The sequence below is a fragment of the Rufibacter psychrotolerans genome (assembly GCF_016924645.1).
GTDB classification, from domain to species: Bacteria; Bacteroidota; Bacteroidia; order Cytophagales; family Hymenobacteraceae; genus Nibribacter; species Nibribacter psychrotolerans.
In genome coordinates, this window is the sequence record NZ_JAFFJV010000026.1 from 1 (window position 1) to 17,877 (window position 17,877).

At 56.2% G+C, this 17,877-nt stretch carries 11 protein-coding genes; 5 read left to right on the forward strand and 6 right to left on the reverse strand.

What is annotated here, in order from left to right:
- Window positions 1-363 precede the first annotated feature (363 nt).
- The 5 genes from treY to JT718_RS19745 all read left to right on the forward strand — a co-directional run bounded on the left by treY (window position 364) and on the right by JT718_RS19745 (window position 11,466).
- On the forward strand, window positions 364-4,593 hold the full coding sequence (gene treY, locus JT718_RS19725; protein WP_205504522.1) for a malto-oligosyltrehalose synthase: 4,230 nt from the start codon (window positions 364-366) through the stop codon (window positions 4,591-4,593).
- Window positions 4,594-5,125: 532 nt separating this feature from the next.
- On the forward strand, window positions 5,126-5,350 hold the full coding sequence (locus tag JT718_RS19730; protein ID WP_205504523.1) for a hypothetical protein: 225 nt from the start codon (window positions 5,126-5,128) through the stop codon (window positions 5,348-5,350).
- Window positions 5,351-5,487: 137 nt separating this feature from the next.
- On the forward strand, window positions 5,488-6,633 hold the full coding sequence (locus JT718_RS19735; protein WP_205504524.1) for an efflux RND transporter periplasmic adaptor subunit: 1,146 nt from the start codon (window positions 5,488-5,490) through the stop codon (window positions 6,631-6,633).
- 207 nt (window positions 6,634-6,840) lie between these two features.
- Window positions 6,841-9,981 (forward strand): efflux RND transporter permease subunit, encoded by a 3,141-nt coding sequence (locus JT718_RS19740; RefSeq protein WP_205504525.1) that lies wholly within the window; start codon window positions 6,841-6,843, stop codon window positions 9,979-9,981.
- Between the two features lie 33 nt (window positions 9,982-10,014).
- The gene (locus tag JT718_RS19745) at window positions 10,015-11,466 is read left to right on the forward strand and encodes a TolC family protein (RefSeq protein ID WP_205504526.1); all 1,452 of its coding nucleotides are present in this window, start codon (window positions 10,015-10,017) and stop codon (window positions 11,464-11,466) included.
- A 214-nt stretch (window positions 11,467-11,680) separates the two neighbouring features.
- On the opposite strand, the gene mnmE is transcribed toward JT718_RS19745, so the two are convergent.
- The 6 genes from mnmE to JT718_RS19775 form a co-directional block, all read right to left on the reverse strand.
- A complete protein-coding gene (mnmE, locus tag JT718_RS19750; protein WP_205504527.1) occupies window positions 11,681-13,060 on the reverse strand; it encodes a tRNA uridine-5-carboxymethylaminomethyl(34) synthesis GTPase MnmE in 1,380 nt (459 codons plus the stop codon).
- Window positions 13,061-13,095: 35 nt separating this feature from the next.
- Entirely contained in the window at window positions 13,096-13,596 is a 501-nt protein-coding gene (locus JT718_RS19755) for a thioredoxin family protein (RefSeq protein ID WP_205504528.1), read from the reverse strand.
- A 211-nt stretch (window positions 13,597-13,807) separates the two neighbouring features.
- Window positions 13,808-14,722, reverse strand: coding sequence for a metal ABC transporter permease (locus tag JT718_RS19760; RefSeq protein WP_205504529.1), 915 nt, complete (start codon window positions 14,720-14,722; stop codon window positions 13,808-13,810).
- Window positions 14,719-16,011, reverse strand: coding sequence for a metal ABC transporter permease (locus JT718_RS19765; RefSeq protein ID WP_205504530.1), 1,293 nt, complete (start codon window positions 16,009-16,011; stop codon window positions 14,719-14,721). The genes JT718_RS19760 and JT718_RS19765 overlap by 4 nt, the downstream gene beginning before the upstream one ends.
- A complete protein-coding gene (locus JT718_RS19770; RefSeq protein ID WP_205504531.1) occupies window positions 16,008-16,811 on the reverse strand; it encodes a metal ABC transporter ATP-binding protein in 804 nt (267 codons plus the stop codon). Before JT718_RS19770 ends, JT718_RS19765 begins: the two co-directional genes overlap by 4 nt.
- Window positions 16,812-16,915: 104 nt before the next feature.
- Window positions 16,916-17,860: a metal ABC transporter solute-binding protein, Zn/Mn family gene (locus tag JT718_RS19775; protein WP_205504532.1), complete on the reverse strand. Its 945-nt coding sequence runs from the start codon at window positions 17,858-17,860 to the stop codon at window positions 16,916-16,918.
- Window positions 17,861-17,877: the final 17 nt, after the last annotated feature.

Here is a 17,877-nt window from a genome sequence, read left to right on the forward strand (position 1 = left end):
AGCTTGCAGCTCGTGCCTTCTACAGGTGAATTTGCCTTTACGGCAATGCCGGTTCAGGAATGCGTACGGACACGAGCTGCAAGCTCGCGCCAGCGAATGAGATCTGGCATTGGAAAAAGGAAAGTCAGCAAAAGGGATAGATCAAGAATTGGTGCCTGCTCCTGTGTCAACATTTTACTTCACCTCCTGCAAAGGGGGAGTTTCTAAAGGAGTAAATAAATATCTTTTTAGTACCACATTTTAAGGGTGTTTACCGTAAAACGGCCCTAAACACAGATCAACAAAGGTCTTTCAGTCGTGAATGCCATTGGGTGTGAGAAATTTCCAAATCTCCCCATTTCCACATTTTCAAATAGAGAAACTATGCATAACCCTGTCGCGACGTATCGCTTGCAGTTTCACAAGGAATTTACTTTTGAGGCTTTTGAGCGTGTTATTCAATATTTACAGAAACTAGGGGTAAGCACCATCTATGCTTCGCCCATTTTTGAAGCAACTCCGGGAAGTACCCACGGCTACGACGGAGTAAATCCGCACCGCATCAACCCTGAGATTGGGACCGAGGAGCAACTGAAGACCTTAGCCAACGGGCTGAAAGAGCAAGGCATTAGCTGGCTGCAGGACATTGTGCCCAACCACATGGCTTTCCATACCAATAACTCCTGGTTGATGGATGTGCTGGAGAAAGGTCCGTTGAGCCAGTACCAGAAATTCTTTGACATCGGCTGGACCAGCTCTCTGTACAATGGCCGGGTAATGGTGCCGTTTCTAGGGTCTAAACTGGAAGAGGTAATCCAAAACGGTGAACTGAAAATTGCCTTTGACGAAGAGCAACAGCGTCTGGTATTAAAGTACTATGACAGCGGCTATCCGCTTAATCCTAGATCCTATGACACCATCCTGAAAGGCGAGGGCTCCAACCAGGCCATCGATCAACTCGTGGAAAAACTGGAACAAGTGCATCAGGACGAAGACCCTAAAGCTTTCTCGCTCAAGTGGGATGAGTTCAGGCAACAGCTGACGTCTTTGATGAAAGACGAAACGGTAAAAACTTCTATTGAAGAAAGCCTGAAGATCTTCAACGACAGCCCCGAAAAGCTACAGCAGTTAACTGAGGAGCAAGTGTACCAACTTTGCCATTGGCAGGAAACCGATTATCAGATTAACTTCCGCCGGTTCTTTACCGTGAACGGACTTATCTGTATGAACATCCAGGACCCGGAAGTATTCCAGATCTACCACCAATACATTAAGCAACTGCAAGACGAAGGCGTATTCCAGGGCTTGCGCATTGACCACGTAGATGGGCTGTATGATCCAACCGGGTACCTGCAACAACTACGTGAACTAGCCGGAGAGGAAACTTACATTGCAGTTGAAAAGATTTTAGAGTCCGGCGAACTGATGCCGAAGCAGTGGCCTATTCAAGGGAATACCGGGTATGACTTCCTGGCGTACGTGAACAACCTGTTTACCTACAAGCCCGGTGAAGAAGCCTTCAACAAGCTGTACCATGAACTGGTAGGCGAGGGAGCCGAGGTGCAGGAGCAGATTCATGAGAAAAAGGCCTACATCTTGAATGAGCACATGGCCGGCGAGCTGGAGAATCTGTACCAGTTATTCCTGGAGCAGCGTCTGGTAGATGAAGAAGTGCTGAGCAGCGTACCTGGTGAGCAGGTTAAAACCGCTATTGGTGAGTTCCTGGTGCAGTGTCCGGTGTACCGTTATTATGGTAACCAGATGCCGCTGGATGGCGAGGAAGCCGAAGCAGTACAGAACATTTTCAACCGCATTAGAGAAAGTAAATCAGACCTTACTGGTGCCGTAGAGATTCTGGAAAGAGCCATTTTAGGAGTTGCGCCTGAAGGGGAAGATGATACGTACTTGGAGCGCTCGCAACGTTTCTATCAGCGCCTGATGCAGTTCAGTGGTCCGTTGATGGCGAAAGGGGTGGAAGATACCATCATGTACACCTACAACCGTTTCATCGGGCACAATGAGGTAGGAGATGCGCCAGAAGCTTTCGGTACAAGTCCAGAAAGCTTCCACCAGATTATGCTGGACCGTCAGGAGAACTGGCCTTTGTCTATCAACGGTACTTCTACCCATGACACCAAGCGCGGCGAAGACGTACGGGCCCGCTTAAACGTACTCACCGAAATTGCCGACGACTGGGCTACGGCCGTACAGGAATGGCGTGAACTGAATGCTGACCTGAAGCAGAACAACGCCCCAGATGTCAACGATGAGTACCTGATCTACCAGACCTTGCTGGGCGCTTACCCAATGCCAGGCCAGGATGAGGACGATTTTAAGAACCGCGTGCAGGAGTACCTGCAAAAAGCCCTGCGTGAAGCGAAGGTCAATTCTAACTGGACCACACCAAACGAAGAATACGAGTCTGCCACCAAAGCCTTTGCAGTGAAGCTGCTGGACAAGAGCCGTCCGTTTTGGGCCAGTTTTGAGAAATTCAGGCAAAAAACGACAGACTTCGGGATTGTGAACTCTCTGAGCCAGGTGCTCCTGAAGTTCACGGCGCCGGGCATGCCAGACGTGTACCAGGGTACTGAGCTGTGGGACTTCAGTTTGGTAGACCCAGACAACCGCCGGGCCGTAGATTATGAAAAGCGCCAGACGTGGCTGGAAGACCTGGACAGCTATGACCTGAACAAACAGGAAGCGCTTTGGGAAGACCTGTGGGAGAACCGCTATGATGCCCGCATTAAATTATGGCTTACCAGATCACTATTCCATGAGCGCAAAAACAACGCCGACCTGTTCTCCAAAGGCGCTTACATTCCGTTGGAAGTAGAAGGCGAACACAAAGACCACGTGTTGGCTTTCATGCGCAGGCACCTGCACACCTCTTACGTGGTAGCGGTGCCGTTGCACTTAGCCGCCTTAGCCAAAACGCAGGGCGTAGAGAAACCGGAAGACATTGACTGGAAAGACACCAAGGTGATCATCCCGAAAGATGCGCCGAAAGACTGGCAGGATTCGCTGGTGCGTACCTCTGGTAAATATGCCCATGAACTGAGCATAGCGGACCTGTTTGGTATCTTCCCGCTGGCTTTGCTCAAGCTTAGAGCACAGAATGAACGCGGAGGAGGTATTTTGTTGCACATCACCTCTTTACCATCTCCGTTCGGGATTGGGGATATGGGACCGGAGGCGCGTAACTTCGCCAACTTCCTGCACGCCAGCAACCAGAAATACTGGCAGCTGTTGCCGCTCAACCCCATTGAGGCCGGGCAGGGCTACTCGCCGTACAGCTCTATCTCCAGCCGGGCCGGTAACCCGCTTTTGATCTCGCCGGAACTGCTGGCCAAAGAAGGTTTGCTGAACGCCGATGAACTGTCACAGTACCACTTGCCGCAAACCGGATCGGTGGACTATGAGCAGGCCAAACGCGTGAAAGATGAGATTCTGGAACGCGCCTGGCAGACTTTTAAAGCAGGAGACTTCCCAACCTTGCAACAGCAGTACACCGAGTATTGCCTAACCGAGGCCAGCTGGCTGAATGACTTCGCGGTATATGTGCTCCTGAAAGACCAGAATGGGAGCAGCCCCTGGTTTCTATGGGAAGACAAGTACAAGCAGCGTGACCCAGAGGCACTGGAGCAACTGGTGCAGGACAATGCCGATGAGATTGCCAAAACCAAGTGGGTTCAGTTTATCTTCAACAAACAATGGAAGCGCCTGCGCAATTACTGCAACAACCGCGGCATCCAGATGTTCGGTGACATGCCGTTCTACATCAGCTATGACAGCGTGGATGTATGGGGCAACCGCGACATCTTTGCAGTGGATGAAGAAGGCAAGATGACCGGCGTAGCGGGTGTGCCACCAGATTCCTTCTCAGAAGACGGACAGCTTTGGGGTATGCCGGTGTTCAAGTGGGATGTACTCAAAGAGCAGGATTACAGCTGGTGGATTGGCCGGCTGCGCAAGAACATGGAACTGTTTGACATCGTCCGCCTGGATCACTTCCGCGCCTTCGCCGATTACTGGGAAGTACCTGCGGGAGAGGAAACCGCCAAAAACGGTGAGTGGAAATTAGGTCCGGGGAACGACTTCTTCACCTTCGTAGAGAAAGAACTGGGCAGTTTGCCGTTCGTTGCGGAAGACTTAGGCGAGATCAACGACCTGGTGCTGAAGCTGCGTGATGACTTCAACCTGCCAGGCATGAAGATCCTGCAATTTGCCTGGGGCGATGAAATGCCGCAGAACGACTACATGCCGCACAACTACGCCCGTAACTTCATTGCCTACACCGGTACCCATGACAACAACACCACGTTGGGCTGGTATCGCCAGGAAGGCAAGGAGTTCCACGACCAGATTGAGCACTATGTAGGCCGTGAACTGGGCGAGCACGACATTTGGTGGGTAATGGCCCGCCTGGCGTATGCCTCGGTAGCCAAAACCGCCATTCTGCCGATGCAAGATGTGCTGGGTATTGACGAACAAGGCCGCATGAACACGCCAGGTAAAGGGGAAGGCAACTGGGGCTGGCGCTTAGTGCCGGGGCAGGTGTCTAAAGAAACTGAAAACCAGTTGAAAGAATGGACCTGGTTGTATAACCGAGACTAAGCGAAAGTTAGCCCACAAAAGAAAAAGCCATAGAGGTTATCTATGGCTTTTTCTTTTGTGGGTGGTGTGAACCAATACTCTGGGCGTTTCTTAGCTATTTTTCAGAAAACAGGTTAAAACGGGTAAGTAAACGGCTAATCAACCCAAAAAATAAAATATTGTACCTCGTTGGCTACTCTGAAGCGGGAAAATTATCGCTATAACCCTATTACAAAGTTGTAGTATATATATTCAATAAATGGTAAAAAAGTAAAGAATGCTTGTATTTAGTAGAGAAAACGCAGAGTTTAGTAAAACCCGTAGCTACATTTAAATATATTTGGGACTAGAGACTAGAACACCATACTTGAAACATACCTGGATGATACGGCGAATTTGTTGCTGGTTGCTGTTAGCTTGCTTCAGCATTCATGTGGGGTTTAGTATCAAAACTGCTGAGGACGTAGGCAAGCAGATTGGGTTCTTTTTTTCTCCTTCCGGCTCCTCTCAGCAAAGCCTCGCACCTGCGGAACGGAGCCAGGAATCTCCTGTAATGATGATCCTGGAGGGGTACTTTGACCTGCTGGAAGAAACTCCCCGGGCAGTGTACTCCAACCTGCACGCTATTGTCAAGGCCTGTGTTACTCCCGGCATAAAAAGGCCTTTCCAGGATGGGGCGTTGCTGCCGCATCTGCTGCACACCCCCTGGGTGTACCTCCCAGATTTCTTCGTGCTGGCGGAATGCCACGGCTTTATTTTCCGGCTCACTCCCTTTTGAGTTTTCCCGCCCTTTCTTAAAAGAAGGAGTTCCCTTCCTTTCTCCTGTTCTGGCTTTTGACAGCAATTTCTGGCTGTGGCAAAGGCCGGCAGATTCCTCTTGTCTTTTCTCAAGCAATTGATAAAAATAGATCAACCATGACTATCCCTTTCCGTTATTTTCCCCTCTTGTCATTTATTACCTTAAGCGCGGGCCTGGCAGGCTGTGAAGCCTCCAGCACCCCGGTGGAGAAAAAAGCTGCCGCCACTACCTTGCCCGTCACCCAACTCATCACCAAAGACACCACCCTGCACCTGGACTACGTCTCAGACATCCAGGCGGTGCGCCACGTAGAAATCAGGGCCAAAGTAGGCGGCTTCCTGGAGCAGATCCTGGTAGACGAAGGCCAGGAAGTGAAAAAAGGCCAGCCCCTGTTCAGGATCAACGCGCAGGAGTATCAGTCTGAACTGGCCAAAGCCAAGGCTAGCCTTAACAGTGCCCTCGCCGAGACCATGACTGCAGAGGTAGAGGTGAAGCGCGTGCAGAGTTTGGTGGACAAGAAAGTAATCTCGGCAACCGAGCTGCAGGTGGCCAAGGCCAAACTGAAAGCCGCCCAGGCCAAGGTAGCCGAGGCCCGTTCGGCCCAGGAAAGCGCCGCCGCCCGCGTGGCGTACACCTACATTAAGGCGCCGTTTAACGGCATTATTGACCGAATTCCGCTCAAAGTAGGCAGCCTGATTGAGGAAGGCACCCTGCTCACCTCGGTCTCTGACCTGAACGCCGTGTACGCCTACTTTGAAGTGTCTGAGAAAGAGTACCTGCAGTACGCCAAGGCGCAACTTTCCGGGCAGGAGAGTAGCCTGCAGCAGGTGCAGCTCATTCTGGCCGACGGAAGCAAATACCCGTACCCCGGCAAGATTGAAACCATGGAAGGCGTGTTTGAGCCCAACACCGGCTCCATTGCGTTCCGGGCCAAGTTCCCTAACCCAAGAAAGCTCCTCAAACACCACTCTTCTGGCAAGGTAAGGCTGTTCAATGAGGTAGACAGCGCCCTGCTGTTGCCGCAGAAAGCCGCCTTTGAGATCCAGGACAAAAACTTTGTGTACGTAGTAGACAAAGACAACAAGGTGAAGACCAGAAGCTTTGCGCCCAAGGCCCGCATCTCGCACTTCTACATTGTGGAGTCTGGCCTGGAACCCGGCGAGAAGGTAGTGTACGAAGGCGTGCAAACCCTGCGGGAAGGTACCACCATTGAGCCCGAACTCATCCAGATGGATAGCCTGCTCACCGCCTCGGCCAGATAACCTATTCATACATTTTAGCTGTTTTTTAGGGAAAACAGGCCCAAAACTGCGCAGGCGTTTACCCCTGGGCAGGGCCTTGCCACGCCCCGGTGGCGGTACCTGGTACTGCTGGCCCCAAGGGTGCGTTCATGCGCCAGGCTTCCGCTAGGTTGTTCACGCACCTGGTGGACCATTGGGCTTTCCTTAACAGTGATAAGAGATACACCCATGTTAAAGATATTTATTGAACGACCAGTGCTCTCGCTGGTGATCTCCCTGGTGATTGTCTTGCTGGGAGTGTTGTCCATCATGAAGCTGCCCGTGACGCAGTTTCCTGAGATTGTGCCACCATCGGTCACGGTCACGGCCAAGTACACCGGGGCCAATGCCGAGGTGTCTACCAAGGCGGTGGCCACCCCGCTGGAGCGGGCCATCAACGGGGTGCCGGGCATGACCTACATGTCCTCGGTGTCCAGTAACAACGGGGTTACCCTCATCCAGGTGTTCTTTGAGGTGGGCACCGACCCAGACCTGGCTGCCGTAAACGTGCAGAACCGCGTGACCACCGTGCTGGACGAATTGCCCGAGGAGGTGATCAAGGCCGGGGTAACCACCGAGAAAGAGGTGAACAGCATGCTGCTCTACCTCAACCTCATGAGCGATGACCCCGCCTCAGACGAGAAGTTCGTCTACAACTTCGCTGACATCAACGTGCTGCAGGAACTCAAGCGCATTGAGGGCGTGGGCTTCTGCGAAATCATGGGCTCCCGCGAGTACTCCATGCGGGTGTGGCTCAAGCCAGACCGCCTTATTGCCTATCAGGTGTCGCCAGAGGAGGTGATTGAGGCCATCAGGGCCCAGAACGTGGAGGCCGCCCCCGGCAAAGTAGGGGAGAGTTCGGGCCGCTCGGCGCAGATGCTGCAGTACGTGCTGCGCTACACCGGTAAGCTGTTTGAACCCGCCCAGTACGAGAACATCGTGATCCGGGCCGATGAGAAAGGCAACGGCTCGGTGCTGCGCCTGAAAGACGTGGCCGACGTGGAGTTCGGGGCCATGGACTACGGCATGGTATCCAAGACCGATGGGCGCTACTCGGCCTCCATCATGATCAAGCAGCGCCCGGGCTCCAACGCCAAGGAGGTGATTGAGAACGTGAAGCTCAAGATGGCCGAACTGCAGGAAACCTCATTCCCGCCGCGCATGAGCTACAACATTGCCTATGACGTGTCGCGCTTCCTTGATGCCTCTATGCAAGAGGTTTTGGTGACCTTGATAGAAGCCTTTATTCTGGTTTCTATTGTGGTGTTCATCTTCCTGCAGGATTTCCGCTCCACGCTGATTCCCATTCTGGCGGTGCCGGTGTCTCTGGTGGGCACGTTCTTCTTCATGGAGATGTTCGGTTTCTCCATTAACCTGCTCACCCTGTTTGCCCTGGTGCTGGCCATCGGGATTGTGGTAGACAACGCCATTGTGGTGGTAGAGGCGGTGCACACCAAAATGCACGAGAAACACCTCTCGGCCCGCAAAGCCACGCTGGAGGCGATGGGCGAAATCAGCGGCGCCATTGTGGCCATTACCCTGGTGATGTCGGCGGTGTTTGTGCCGGTGGCCATGATGACGGGTCCGGTGGGCATTTTCTACCGGCAGTTCTCCATTACGCTGGCCATTTCCATTGTGATCTCGGGAGTAAATGCCTTGACCCTAACCCCGGCGCTTTGTGCGCTGCTCCTCAAGAACACGCACGGGCAGGACGAGAAAAACACGCTGCTGCAACGGTTCTTCCGCAGCTTCAACCTGGGCTATGGTAAGGTGGAGGCGGGCTACAAAAATACCGTGCTGCGCATTGCCGGTCGGTACGCCGTGACCCTCGGCTTGCTGCTCTTCTTCCTGTTCAGCACCTGGGGCATCACCAAGGTCCTGCCCACCGGTTTTATCCCCACCGAAGACCAGGGCATGATTTACGTGAACGTGACCACCCCGCAGGGCGCCACCGTAGAACGGACGGCGTACGTGCTGGACCGGATACAGCAGGCCGCCCAGAAAATGGAGGCCGTGGAGAATGTGTCTACCCTGGCTGGTTTCAGCTTGCTGACCGATGCAGCCGGGGCCTCGTACGGCATGGGCATGATCAACCTTAAAGCCTGGGACAACCGCACGGCGTCGGTGGAGGAGATCATCGCCGCCCTGGAAAAAGAAACCCAGGACCTGAAAGACGCCAGCATTGAGTTCTTCCCGCCACCCACGGTGCCGGGCTTCGGGAACTCCAGCGGTTTTGAGCTGCGGGTGCTGGCCCGCGACAAAACGGCAACCCTGGCCGAGACCGATGAGGTAACCAAGAAATTCATTGCGGCCCTGCAGCAGGCGCCCGAGGTGAGCAGCGCCTTCACCAACTTTGACCCCAACTTTCCGCAGTACCTCATTCACCTGGACCAGGACATGGCGGCCAAGCAGGGCGTAACGGTAGACAACGCCATGAGCACGCTGCAGACCCTGATGGGAAGCTACTACGCCTCTAACTTCATCCGGTTCGGGCAGATGTACAAGGTAATGGTGCAGGCCTCGCCTAACTACCGCGCCAAACCCGACGATGTGTTGAACATGTACGTGAAAAACCAGTGGGGCGAGATGGTGCCGTTCTCTGCGTTTGTAAAGCTGGAGCGGGTGTATGGGCCAGAGCAGCTCACCCGCTACAACATGTACACCTCGGCCATGATCAACGGAAGCGCCGCGCCGGGCTACAGCAGCGGGGACGCCATCAAAGCCATTGAACGGGTGGCGCAGGAGACTCTGCCCCGCGGGTTTGCCTTTGAGTGGTCAGGGATGACGCGTGAGGAGATCCTCTCGGGTGACCAGACGGTGTACATCTTTATTATCTGTCTCCTGTTTGTGTACCTGCTGCTGGCGGCTCAATACGAGAGCTTCCTGCTGCCGTTGCCGGTAATCCTGTCGCTGCCTACCGGTATTTTCGGGGCTTTCCTGGCCCTGCAGCTTATGGGCCTGCAGAACAACATCTACGCGCAGGTGGCCCTGGTCATGCTCATTGGGTTGTTGGGCAAAAACGCCATTCTCATTGTGGAGTTCGCCATTCAGCGGCAGAAAGAGGGCCGCACGGTGCTGCAGGCCGCGGTTGACGGGGCTGTGTCGCGTTTAAGGCCTATCCTGATGACCTCGCTGGCGTTTGTGGCCGGGCTTATTCCGTTGTGCATTGCCACGGGAGCCGGGGCTATGGGGAACCGCTCCATCGGGACTGCCGCCGCCGGCGGAATGCTCATCGGTACCTTGTTCGGGGTGATTCTTATCCCGGGCTTGTACGTGCTGTTTGCCTCTGTTGGGAAGAAGAAACCCAAGAAAGTGCTGCAGACGGCCTAACCTATTGTTTCCATCCATGACTTTAACGCACGTATGTCTTTTATAAAACAGATTGCTTTTAAACTCAGTCCACTTATGCTGCTGGTGCTGGTGGCGGCGTGCAAGGCCTCTGAGCCCACGCCCTTACCAGCCTCCAGGCCCTTACCGTCCGCATTCCAGACCACTACAACGGATACAGCCTCGCTGGGCGATGTGTCCTGGAGGGAGTTCTTCCGGGACCCTTACCTGGTTGGCCTGATTGACTCGGCCCTGCAGCAGAACCCCGATGTGCTGGCGGCGGTGCAGCAGGTAGAAATGGCGCGCGCCAACGTTCTACTGAGCCGCGGAGCCCTGCTGCCGCAAATCTCGGCGGTGGGGGCTGCCGGGGTAGAGAAATTCGGGGATTACACCATGAGCGGCGTGGGCAACTTTGACACTAATTTGTCGCCCAATATCAACGAGAACCAGAAAGTGTCGCAGCCGCTGGTGCCCGACTATTTCCTAGGGCTGCGCAGCGCCTGGGAGGTAGACCTCTGGGGAAAGCTGCGCAACGCTAAAAAAGCGGCCCATACGCGCCTGATGGCTTCTGAAAAGGGTAGACAGCTGGTGACCACAGCGCTTATCTCTGAGGTGGCGCACCGCTACTATTACCTGCTGGCGCTGGACCGCGAGAAAACCATCTTGGACAACAACGTTAGGCTGCAGCAAACGGCCCTGGAAATGGTGAAGGTACAGAAAGAGGCGGGGAGGGCCACCCAACTGGCGGTGCAGCAGTTTGAGGCGCAACTCCTGAACACCAGGGGCCTGAAGGCCGAAAAGGAGCAGGAGATCATTGCGGTGGAGAACCAACTGAACCAGCTGCTGGGCCGTTTTCCGCAGCCAATTCCGCGCAGCCAGTCCCTGGATGACCAGCAACTGCTCCAGCAGGTAAAGGCGGGAGTGCCGACTAGTCTGCTTCGCCGCCGGCCCGACCTGCAGCAGGCAGAGCTGGAACTGCAGGCGGCCCAGGCCGATGTAGAGGCCGCCCGCGCCGCCTTCTTGCCTTCGTTGGTGCTGTCGCCGTACGTGGGCTTCAATTCGTTCAATGCTTCGCTGCTGTTCAAACCAGCCTCGGTGGCCTTTGGCATCCTGGGCGGTCTATCCACGCCTTTGCTGAACCGCTCGGGCATCAAGGCTGACTTCCGGCGGGCCGATGCCGCCAAGATCCAGGCCTACCATGCCTACCAAAAAAGCATCTTGACGGGGGTGAGCGAAGTGGTGACCACCCTGCGGGAAATTGAGAACTACCGGCAGGCCGCCGCCCTCAAAGAGCAGGAGGTACAGGTGCTCCAGAGCGCCGTGAGTACCTCCAATGACTTGTTTGCGTCGGGCTACGCCAACTACCTGGAGGTGATTACCGCCCAGCGTGGCGTGCTGGAAGCAGAACTTAAACTGACCGCCACCAAGCGGACTGTGCTCCAGGCTACTGTGAACTTGTACCGCGCCCTGGGCGGAGGTTGGAAATAAGGCACTTTAAGTAAGTAAAAAGGCCCGGCTACTTATCAGTAGCCGGGCCTTTTTTGTTGTGGATAGCAAGCGGGAGCATCTGCCAGTTGAGAGTATGAAATAGGCTCTGCAGCGAATGCTCCTTCTATTTTTAACCTGATTTAGAGAAAACAGGTTAAAATCAGAGAATTACTTCTTCTTTCTGATGTGCTAAAAGACCAGTTTTTGCGGCAGATTACTTTCCGATGCAAAACTTGGTAAAAATATTATCCAGCAGGTCATCCGTGGTGATCTCTCCGGTGATCTCGCCCAAGTGGAACAGGGCTCGCCTGATATCGGCGGCCAGCCAGTCGCCGGTGAGGCCGTTGTTGAGGCCGGTGGTGACTTCCTGCAGGGCATCGGCGGTTTTCTGCAGGCCCTGGTAGTGGCGCAGGTTGGTCACAATGGTGCGGTCGCCCGTCATGGCTTCGTTGGCGTGCACCTGGTGCAGCAGCGCCTGTTTCAGGTCGTCCAGGCCTTCCTTGGTGCCCGCCGAGATAAAGTGTACGTGCTCCAGGCCTGAGAACCGGGCCAACTGCTCTGGGGTGGCCAAATCTGTTTTGTTGCCTAGCAGCAGGTACGGTACCTGGGGCAGACCCAGTTCCTGGAGTTCTTCCTGCAGCTGCGCCGGGGTGGTGTCGGTCACGTCAAACAGGTACAGGACCAGGGCGGCTTTCTGGAGTTGCTCCTTGGTCCGGGCCACGCCAATGGCCTCCACGGTGTCCTGGGTTTCGCGCAGCCCGGCGGTGTCAATGAACCGGAACCGGATGCCGCCAATAGTCGCCTCGTCCTCAATCACGTCGCGGGTGGTGCCCGGGATGTCAGAGACAATTGCTTTTTCCTCGTTCAGGAGGGCGTTGAGCAGGGTAGATTTGCCGGCGTTGGGTTTGCCCGCAATCACGGTGGGCACCCCGTTCTTGAGCACGTTGCCCATCTCAAAGGACTGCAGCAAATCGGCTATGAGCCGCTGCAGGGAGAAGATGAGGCGCCGCAGGGCGTCGCGGTCGGCAAACTCCACGTCTTCCTCGCTGAAGTCCAGTTCCAGCTCAATCATGGAGGCGAAATGGATCAGCTGCGCCCGCAGGGCTTTGATCTCCTGCGAGAAGCCGCCGCGCATCTGTTTCATGGCCACCTGGTGCGTCAGGGCCGAATCAGAGGCAATGAGATCGGCCACGGCCTCGGCCTGCGCCAGGTCAAACTGCCCGTTCAGGAAGGCGCGCTTGGTGAACTCACCGGGCTCGGCCAGGCGGGCCCCTTTGCGCAGGAACAGCTTGATCAGTTGCTGGGTAATGTAGGGCGAACCGTGGCACGACACCTCCACCACATCTTCCTTGGTGTAAGACGAAGGGGCTTTGAACAGCGACACTACCACCTCGTCCAGGATTTGCTCCCCGTCCCGGATGGTGCCGAAGTGCAGCGTGTGCGAGGGCTGGTTCTGCAGGTTTTTTCCTTTGAACACGCCCTGGACAATGGAAATGGCCTCAGGGCCCGAAAGCCGGATAATGGCAATGGCCCCGTGCCCGGAGGCCGTGGCGAGCGCCACAATGGTATCAGTAGAGAGCAGGGAAGGTATCAATGTCGTAAATTGCTGGGTGATGCGCCGTTTTGGGGCTATTTTTCCGCAAGATACGCTAAAGCGCGCAGAAAATCTTTGGGCGGTATATACCCGGGAACCCGCTCCATCACCTGCTGCCGCTCGTTGAGGAAGACGGTAGAAGGGTAACTCATCTGCCCGTTGAGCAGCGCCAGGGCCAGTTCATGGCTGCGGTACTTTTCCTGGTAGCGGTAGGTCTTGCCCTGAATGGTGATAGGCTGGCGCTGCTCGGCGTTCAGCTTCACCACGTAAAAGTCCTGCCGGAGTTTCCTGACCACCTCGGGGTTCTGGTACACCTGCTTGTCCATCTTGCGGCACCACCCGCACCAATCGGTGTACACGTCAATGAGGATCTTCCGGGGGTGCTGGCGGCTCTTCTCCAGCGCCTGCTCCAACGTAAGCCACTGCAGGCTTTCCTTGGAGGCATGCTCCTTTACCGGAGCCACAGGGGCTGTTTTGGGGGCTTCTACCGAAAAGAAGGCCCAAAACGCCGTGATGAACAAAAAGAGCGTGTGCATGGTAGGGGTGAAATGCTAATGGATTGAGGCAGTCCGGTACAGGTGCCTAACTGCTGTATACTACGCAAAGCAGCCAATTTCTATTGCCTTCCCCCGCCCAAAATGGGCAGAAAGCTTGGGGTCAATAAAAGGTACGCTTCACCTGGAACTATTCTGATAGCCACCATAAGACGACAAGTTCCTGTTCACTGCATCGGGCATGGGGCCCCCCTTATAGCACGGGTTCGACGGTAGCTTCTGCCATTCTGGGCGCCGCAAGGCCTTTCCGGTTTCTGGCGATAATACCGTGGCTGGGGGAGAAGACAAAGGCCAGCGTGAACTGCACGCCTATGACCGCCGAAATGGCCCCCGCTACTGAGCCGTTCAGCCAGAGCGCCAGGTAAAAGCCAGCCGCCGAGGCGATGATGCCCAAGCCCGAGGAAAGGAGCAGCATTTTCTTCAGGTCATCGGTGAGCAGGTACGCCGTGGCGGGCGGCCCCACCATCAAGGCCACCACCAGAATAGCCCCCACCGATTCAAAGGCCGCCACCGTGGTCAGGGAGACCGCGCTCATCAGGAGGTAATACCACAAAGTAGTGGAAATACCAATGGCCGCGGCAAATGCGGAGTCAAAGGAGGTGAGGTATAACTGTTTGTAAAAGAAACTAATAAAGAGAACCAGGATAAGTAAAACTCCACCTATGATCCAGACAGTGCGCGGGCCCAGATTCCTACCAGATTCGGTGAACCAAAGGTCTAGCGGCACGTAAGCAATCTCCCCGTAGAGCACGCAGTCCTGGTCCAGGTCTACCTTGCCGGCGTACACCGAGATCAGGATAATACCCAGCGCAAAGAGCCAGGTGAAGGTCACGCCAATGGAAGCATCGGCTTGTACCCCGGCTTTTTTGTGGAAGAACTCAATCAGGAAGGTGCAGGCAACCCCCAGGGCGGCGGCCCCAATCAGCATGGTCCAGACCTCGCGGCTGCCGCTGAACAGAAACGCTAATACAATGCCGGGCAACACGGCATGCGAGATGGCGTCGCCCACCATGGCCATGCGGCGCAGGATCAAGAAGCAGCCCAGCAAACTACAGCAGATGGCCACCAGGGAGCCGGTGAAGATAATCCAGAAAGCATCTATGTTCATGGCTGTTGCGGAATTTGGGTGTGGTGCGGATCGGCGGTGGGGTAGTGCAGCAGTTCTTCCAGGCGCTTCTCCAGTTCTGGGGTGAGCACGTGTTCAATGGTTTCGGCATCTTCGTGCACGTGGTCAGAGGCCACGTGCAGGTACTCGGTGAGGTACAGCTCCCACAGGCGGTGCAGACGCACCACCCGCTGCGCCTCTTTCTTGCCTGCTTCGGTCAGGGCCCAGCCCTCGCGGCTCTTTTTGATCAGGCCTTTCCGGCGCAGGGTGTGCAGGCTGTTTTTCATCTGCAGCAAGGGCTTCTGCCGCCGCTCCAGGATCTGCTGCTTGGAGTAGCTGTGGCCGTACTCGCCGGTGGCTTCGCCCAAATGAAAGAGGGTTTTCAGGATGTTCTCGCGGGTCATCTGCCGCCTGATGCGGCGCTGAAGCAGGTACCGCGCCAGAATGCCTTTCTTTGGCGCCAGCACAAACGAGAAAATGGCCAGCAGGGAAAGCAGCATCACAATCCAGGGGCCGGTGGGCATGGCGGGCGCGGTAAATGACACAAACGCCCCGGCCGCACCGCAGAGGGAACTCATGGCGGCGGCTAGGAGCACCATCACGCCCAGGCGGTCGGTCCAGAAGCGGGCGGCCGCTGCCGGGGTAATGAGCATGGCCGACATGAGCACCACGCCCACCGACTGGATGCCCACCACCACCGCCAGAACGGTAAGCGTGGTGAGCAGGAGTTCCAGCCCTTTCACGGGCAACCCGATGGTGCGGGCGTACGCCGGATCAAAGCTAAGCAGCTTAAATTCTTTGTAGAGCAGCAGCACGCTCAGGAGCAGCAACAGGGCCACCGCCCCAAAGGTGATCAGGTCCTGGCCCACCAGCGCGGCCGCACTCCCGAACAGGAATTTGTCCAGACCGCTCTGGTTTTCGTTGCCGGAATGCTGAATAGAGGTCAAAAACAGGATGCCAATCCCGAAGAACACTGAGAGCACCAGCCCAATGGCGGTGTCTTCCTTGATGCGGCTGTTGGCCCTGATCACGTCAATGAGAACCAGCGATAGCCAACCCGTCACAAAGGAGCCCAGCAGCAACAGCAAGGGGTTTTTCTCGCCGGTAAAGAGAAAGGCCAGGCAAACGCCCGGGAGCACCGCGTGGGCCACAGCATCGCCCACCAAGGCCCGTTTCCGGAGCACGGTAAAGCAGCCCACCACCGCCGAACTGGCCGCCAGCAGGATGGAGCCGATGGTCACAAACCGCACGTTGGCGTCTGACATGCTCAGGAACTCCCAGAGGGTATTCATTTGCGGGTGGGTTTGGTTTCTCTGATAGGGAAGTTCTTTTTGTGCAGCAGCTCACTCACGCGGCTAAGCTCGGTGAGGCGGCCGCCGTACGTTTTCTCCAACAAGGCAGGGGTGAGGGTCTCGTCCGTTGGGCCCGAGGCAATCAGGCGCATGTTCAGCAGGATAACCCAGTCAAAATAATCCTGGGCCGACTGCAGGTCATGGTGCACCACCACCACGGTCTTGCCCGCTTCGCGCATCTGGCGCAGGAGCTGAATGATGGCCGTCTCGGTGGCGATGTCTACCCCGGCAAAGGGCTCATCCATCAGGTACAGGTCGGCGTCCTGGGCCAGGGCCCGGGCCAGAAAAACGCGCTGCTGCTGCCCGCCTGATAGTTGGGAGATCTGCCGCTGGGCGAAATCCTGCATGCCTACTTTCTCCAGAGCCTCCATGGCCAGTTTTTTCTCGCGGGCCCCGGGCCTTCTGAACAGGCCCAATTGCCCGTAGGTGCCCATCATGGCCACGTCTAGCGCTGAGGCCGGGAAGTCCCAGTCCACCGATTCGCGCTGCGGCACGTAGCTGACTCTTTTCCTGACCTCTTCCAGGGACTTGCCGAACAGTTCCACAAAGCCGCTGTTGAGCGGCAGCAGACCCATAATGGCTTTGATGAGCGTCGATTTCCCGGCGCCGTTGGGCCCGATGATGCCCACCAGGGCCTGGCTGGGCAGCGTCAGATCCACATCCCACAGCACCGGCTTGCGCTGGTAACTCACCGTCAGGTCATGCACCTCTAAAACCGGATCTTTTACGTGTTGTATCATGCGCCTTTCTTGCCTTTCGCTCCTCTACGTTGAGGGCGCGTTTTCTTGTTGTTTTCAGGAATATAGCCCCAAAACAGGTGGGTAGTTTACCCTACCTCTTTCCTTTACCGCAGCGCCTGCACCACCGTGTTCACGTTGGCCTTCACCATGCCTGTGTAGGTGCGGGCGGGGCCTTTGGCGTCGCCCAGGGCATCTGAGTAGAGTGTGCCGCCCAGTTTTACGGCGTGGCCTTTCTGCCGGCAGCCTTCCACCACCGCCTCAATGGCCTTCTGCGACACTGAACTCTCCACAAACACGGCCTTCACCCGGCGGGCCACAATAAAGTTGACCAGCGAAGACACGTCCTGCAAGCCAAACTCAGACACGGTGGAGATGCCCTGCAAACCCAGCACCTGAATGTTATAGGCCCGCCCGAAGTATCCGAACGCGTCATGCGCGGTGATGAGGATGCGCTGCGCGGGCGGAATGGTGGCAATCTGTTGGGTGGCCCACTGGTGCAGGCTGTCCAGTTGGGCGCGGTACCGCTGGGTGTTGGCCTGGTACCGTGGGGCGTGGGCGGGGTCTTGCCGCTGCAGCCTCTGTGAAAGAAGCTCCACCAGCTGGCTCCAGAGCTGCACGTCAAACCAGATGTGCGGGTCATGGCTGTCCTGGAATTCGGGGGTTTTGCGCAGTTGGCTCTCGGGCAAGCCCTCGGCGGCGGCCCACACCACTTTTTGCCGGGCCACTTTCTCCAGCACTTCGCCCATCTTGCCCTCTAAATGCAGCCCGTTGTAGATGATGATGTCAGCTTCGCGCAGGGTCTGCAGATCGCCCAGGGCGGCTTTGTAGAGGTGCGGGTCCACGCCGGGGCCCATCAGGGCCACCACCTCGGCCCGGTCGCCCACCACGTTCGCCACGGCGTCGCGCAGGATGCCGGTGGTGGTCACAATGAACAGCTTGCCCTGCCGGTGGGCCCGGGCACCGGGCGAGTCTTCCGGCGCGCAGGCTTGTACCAGCAGGAATAAGAGCAGTAAAAAGATCCATCCAAAGCGTTTTGGGGCCAGTTTCATAAAAGCAGCGCGAAAAC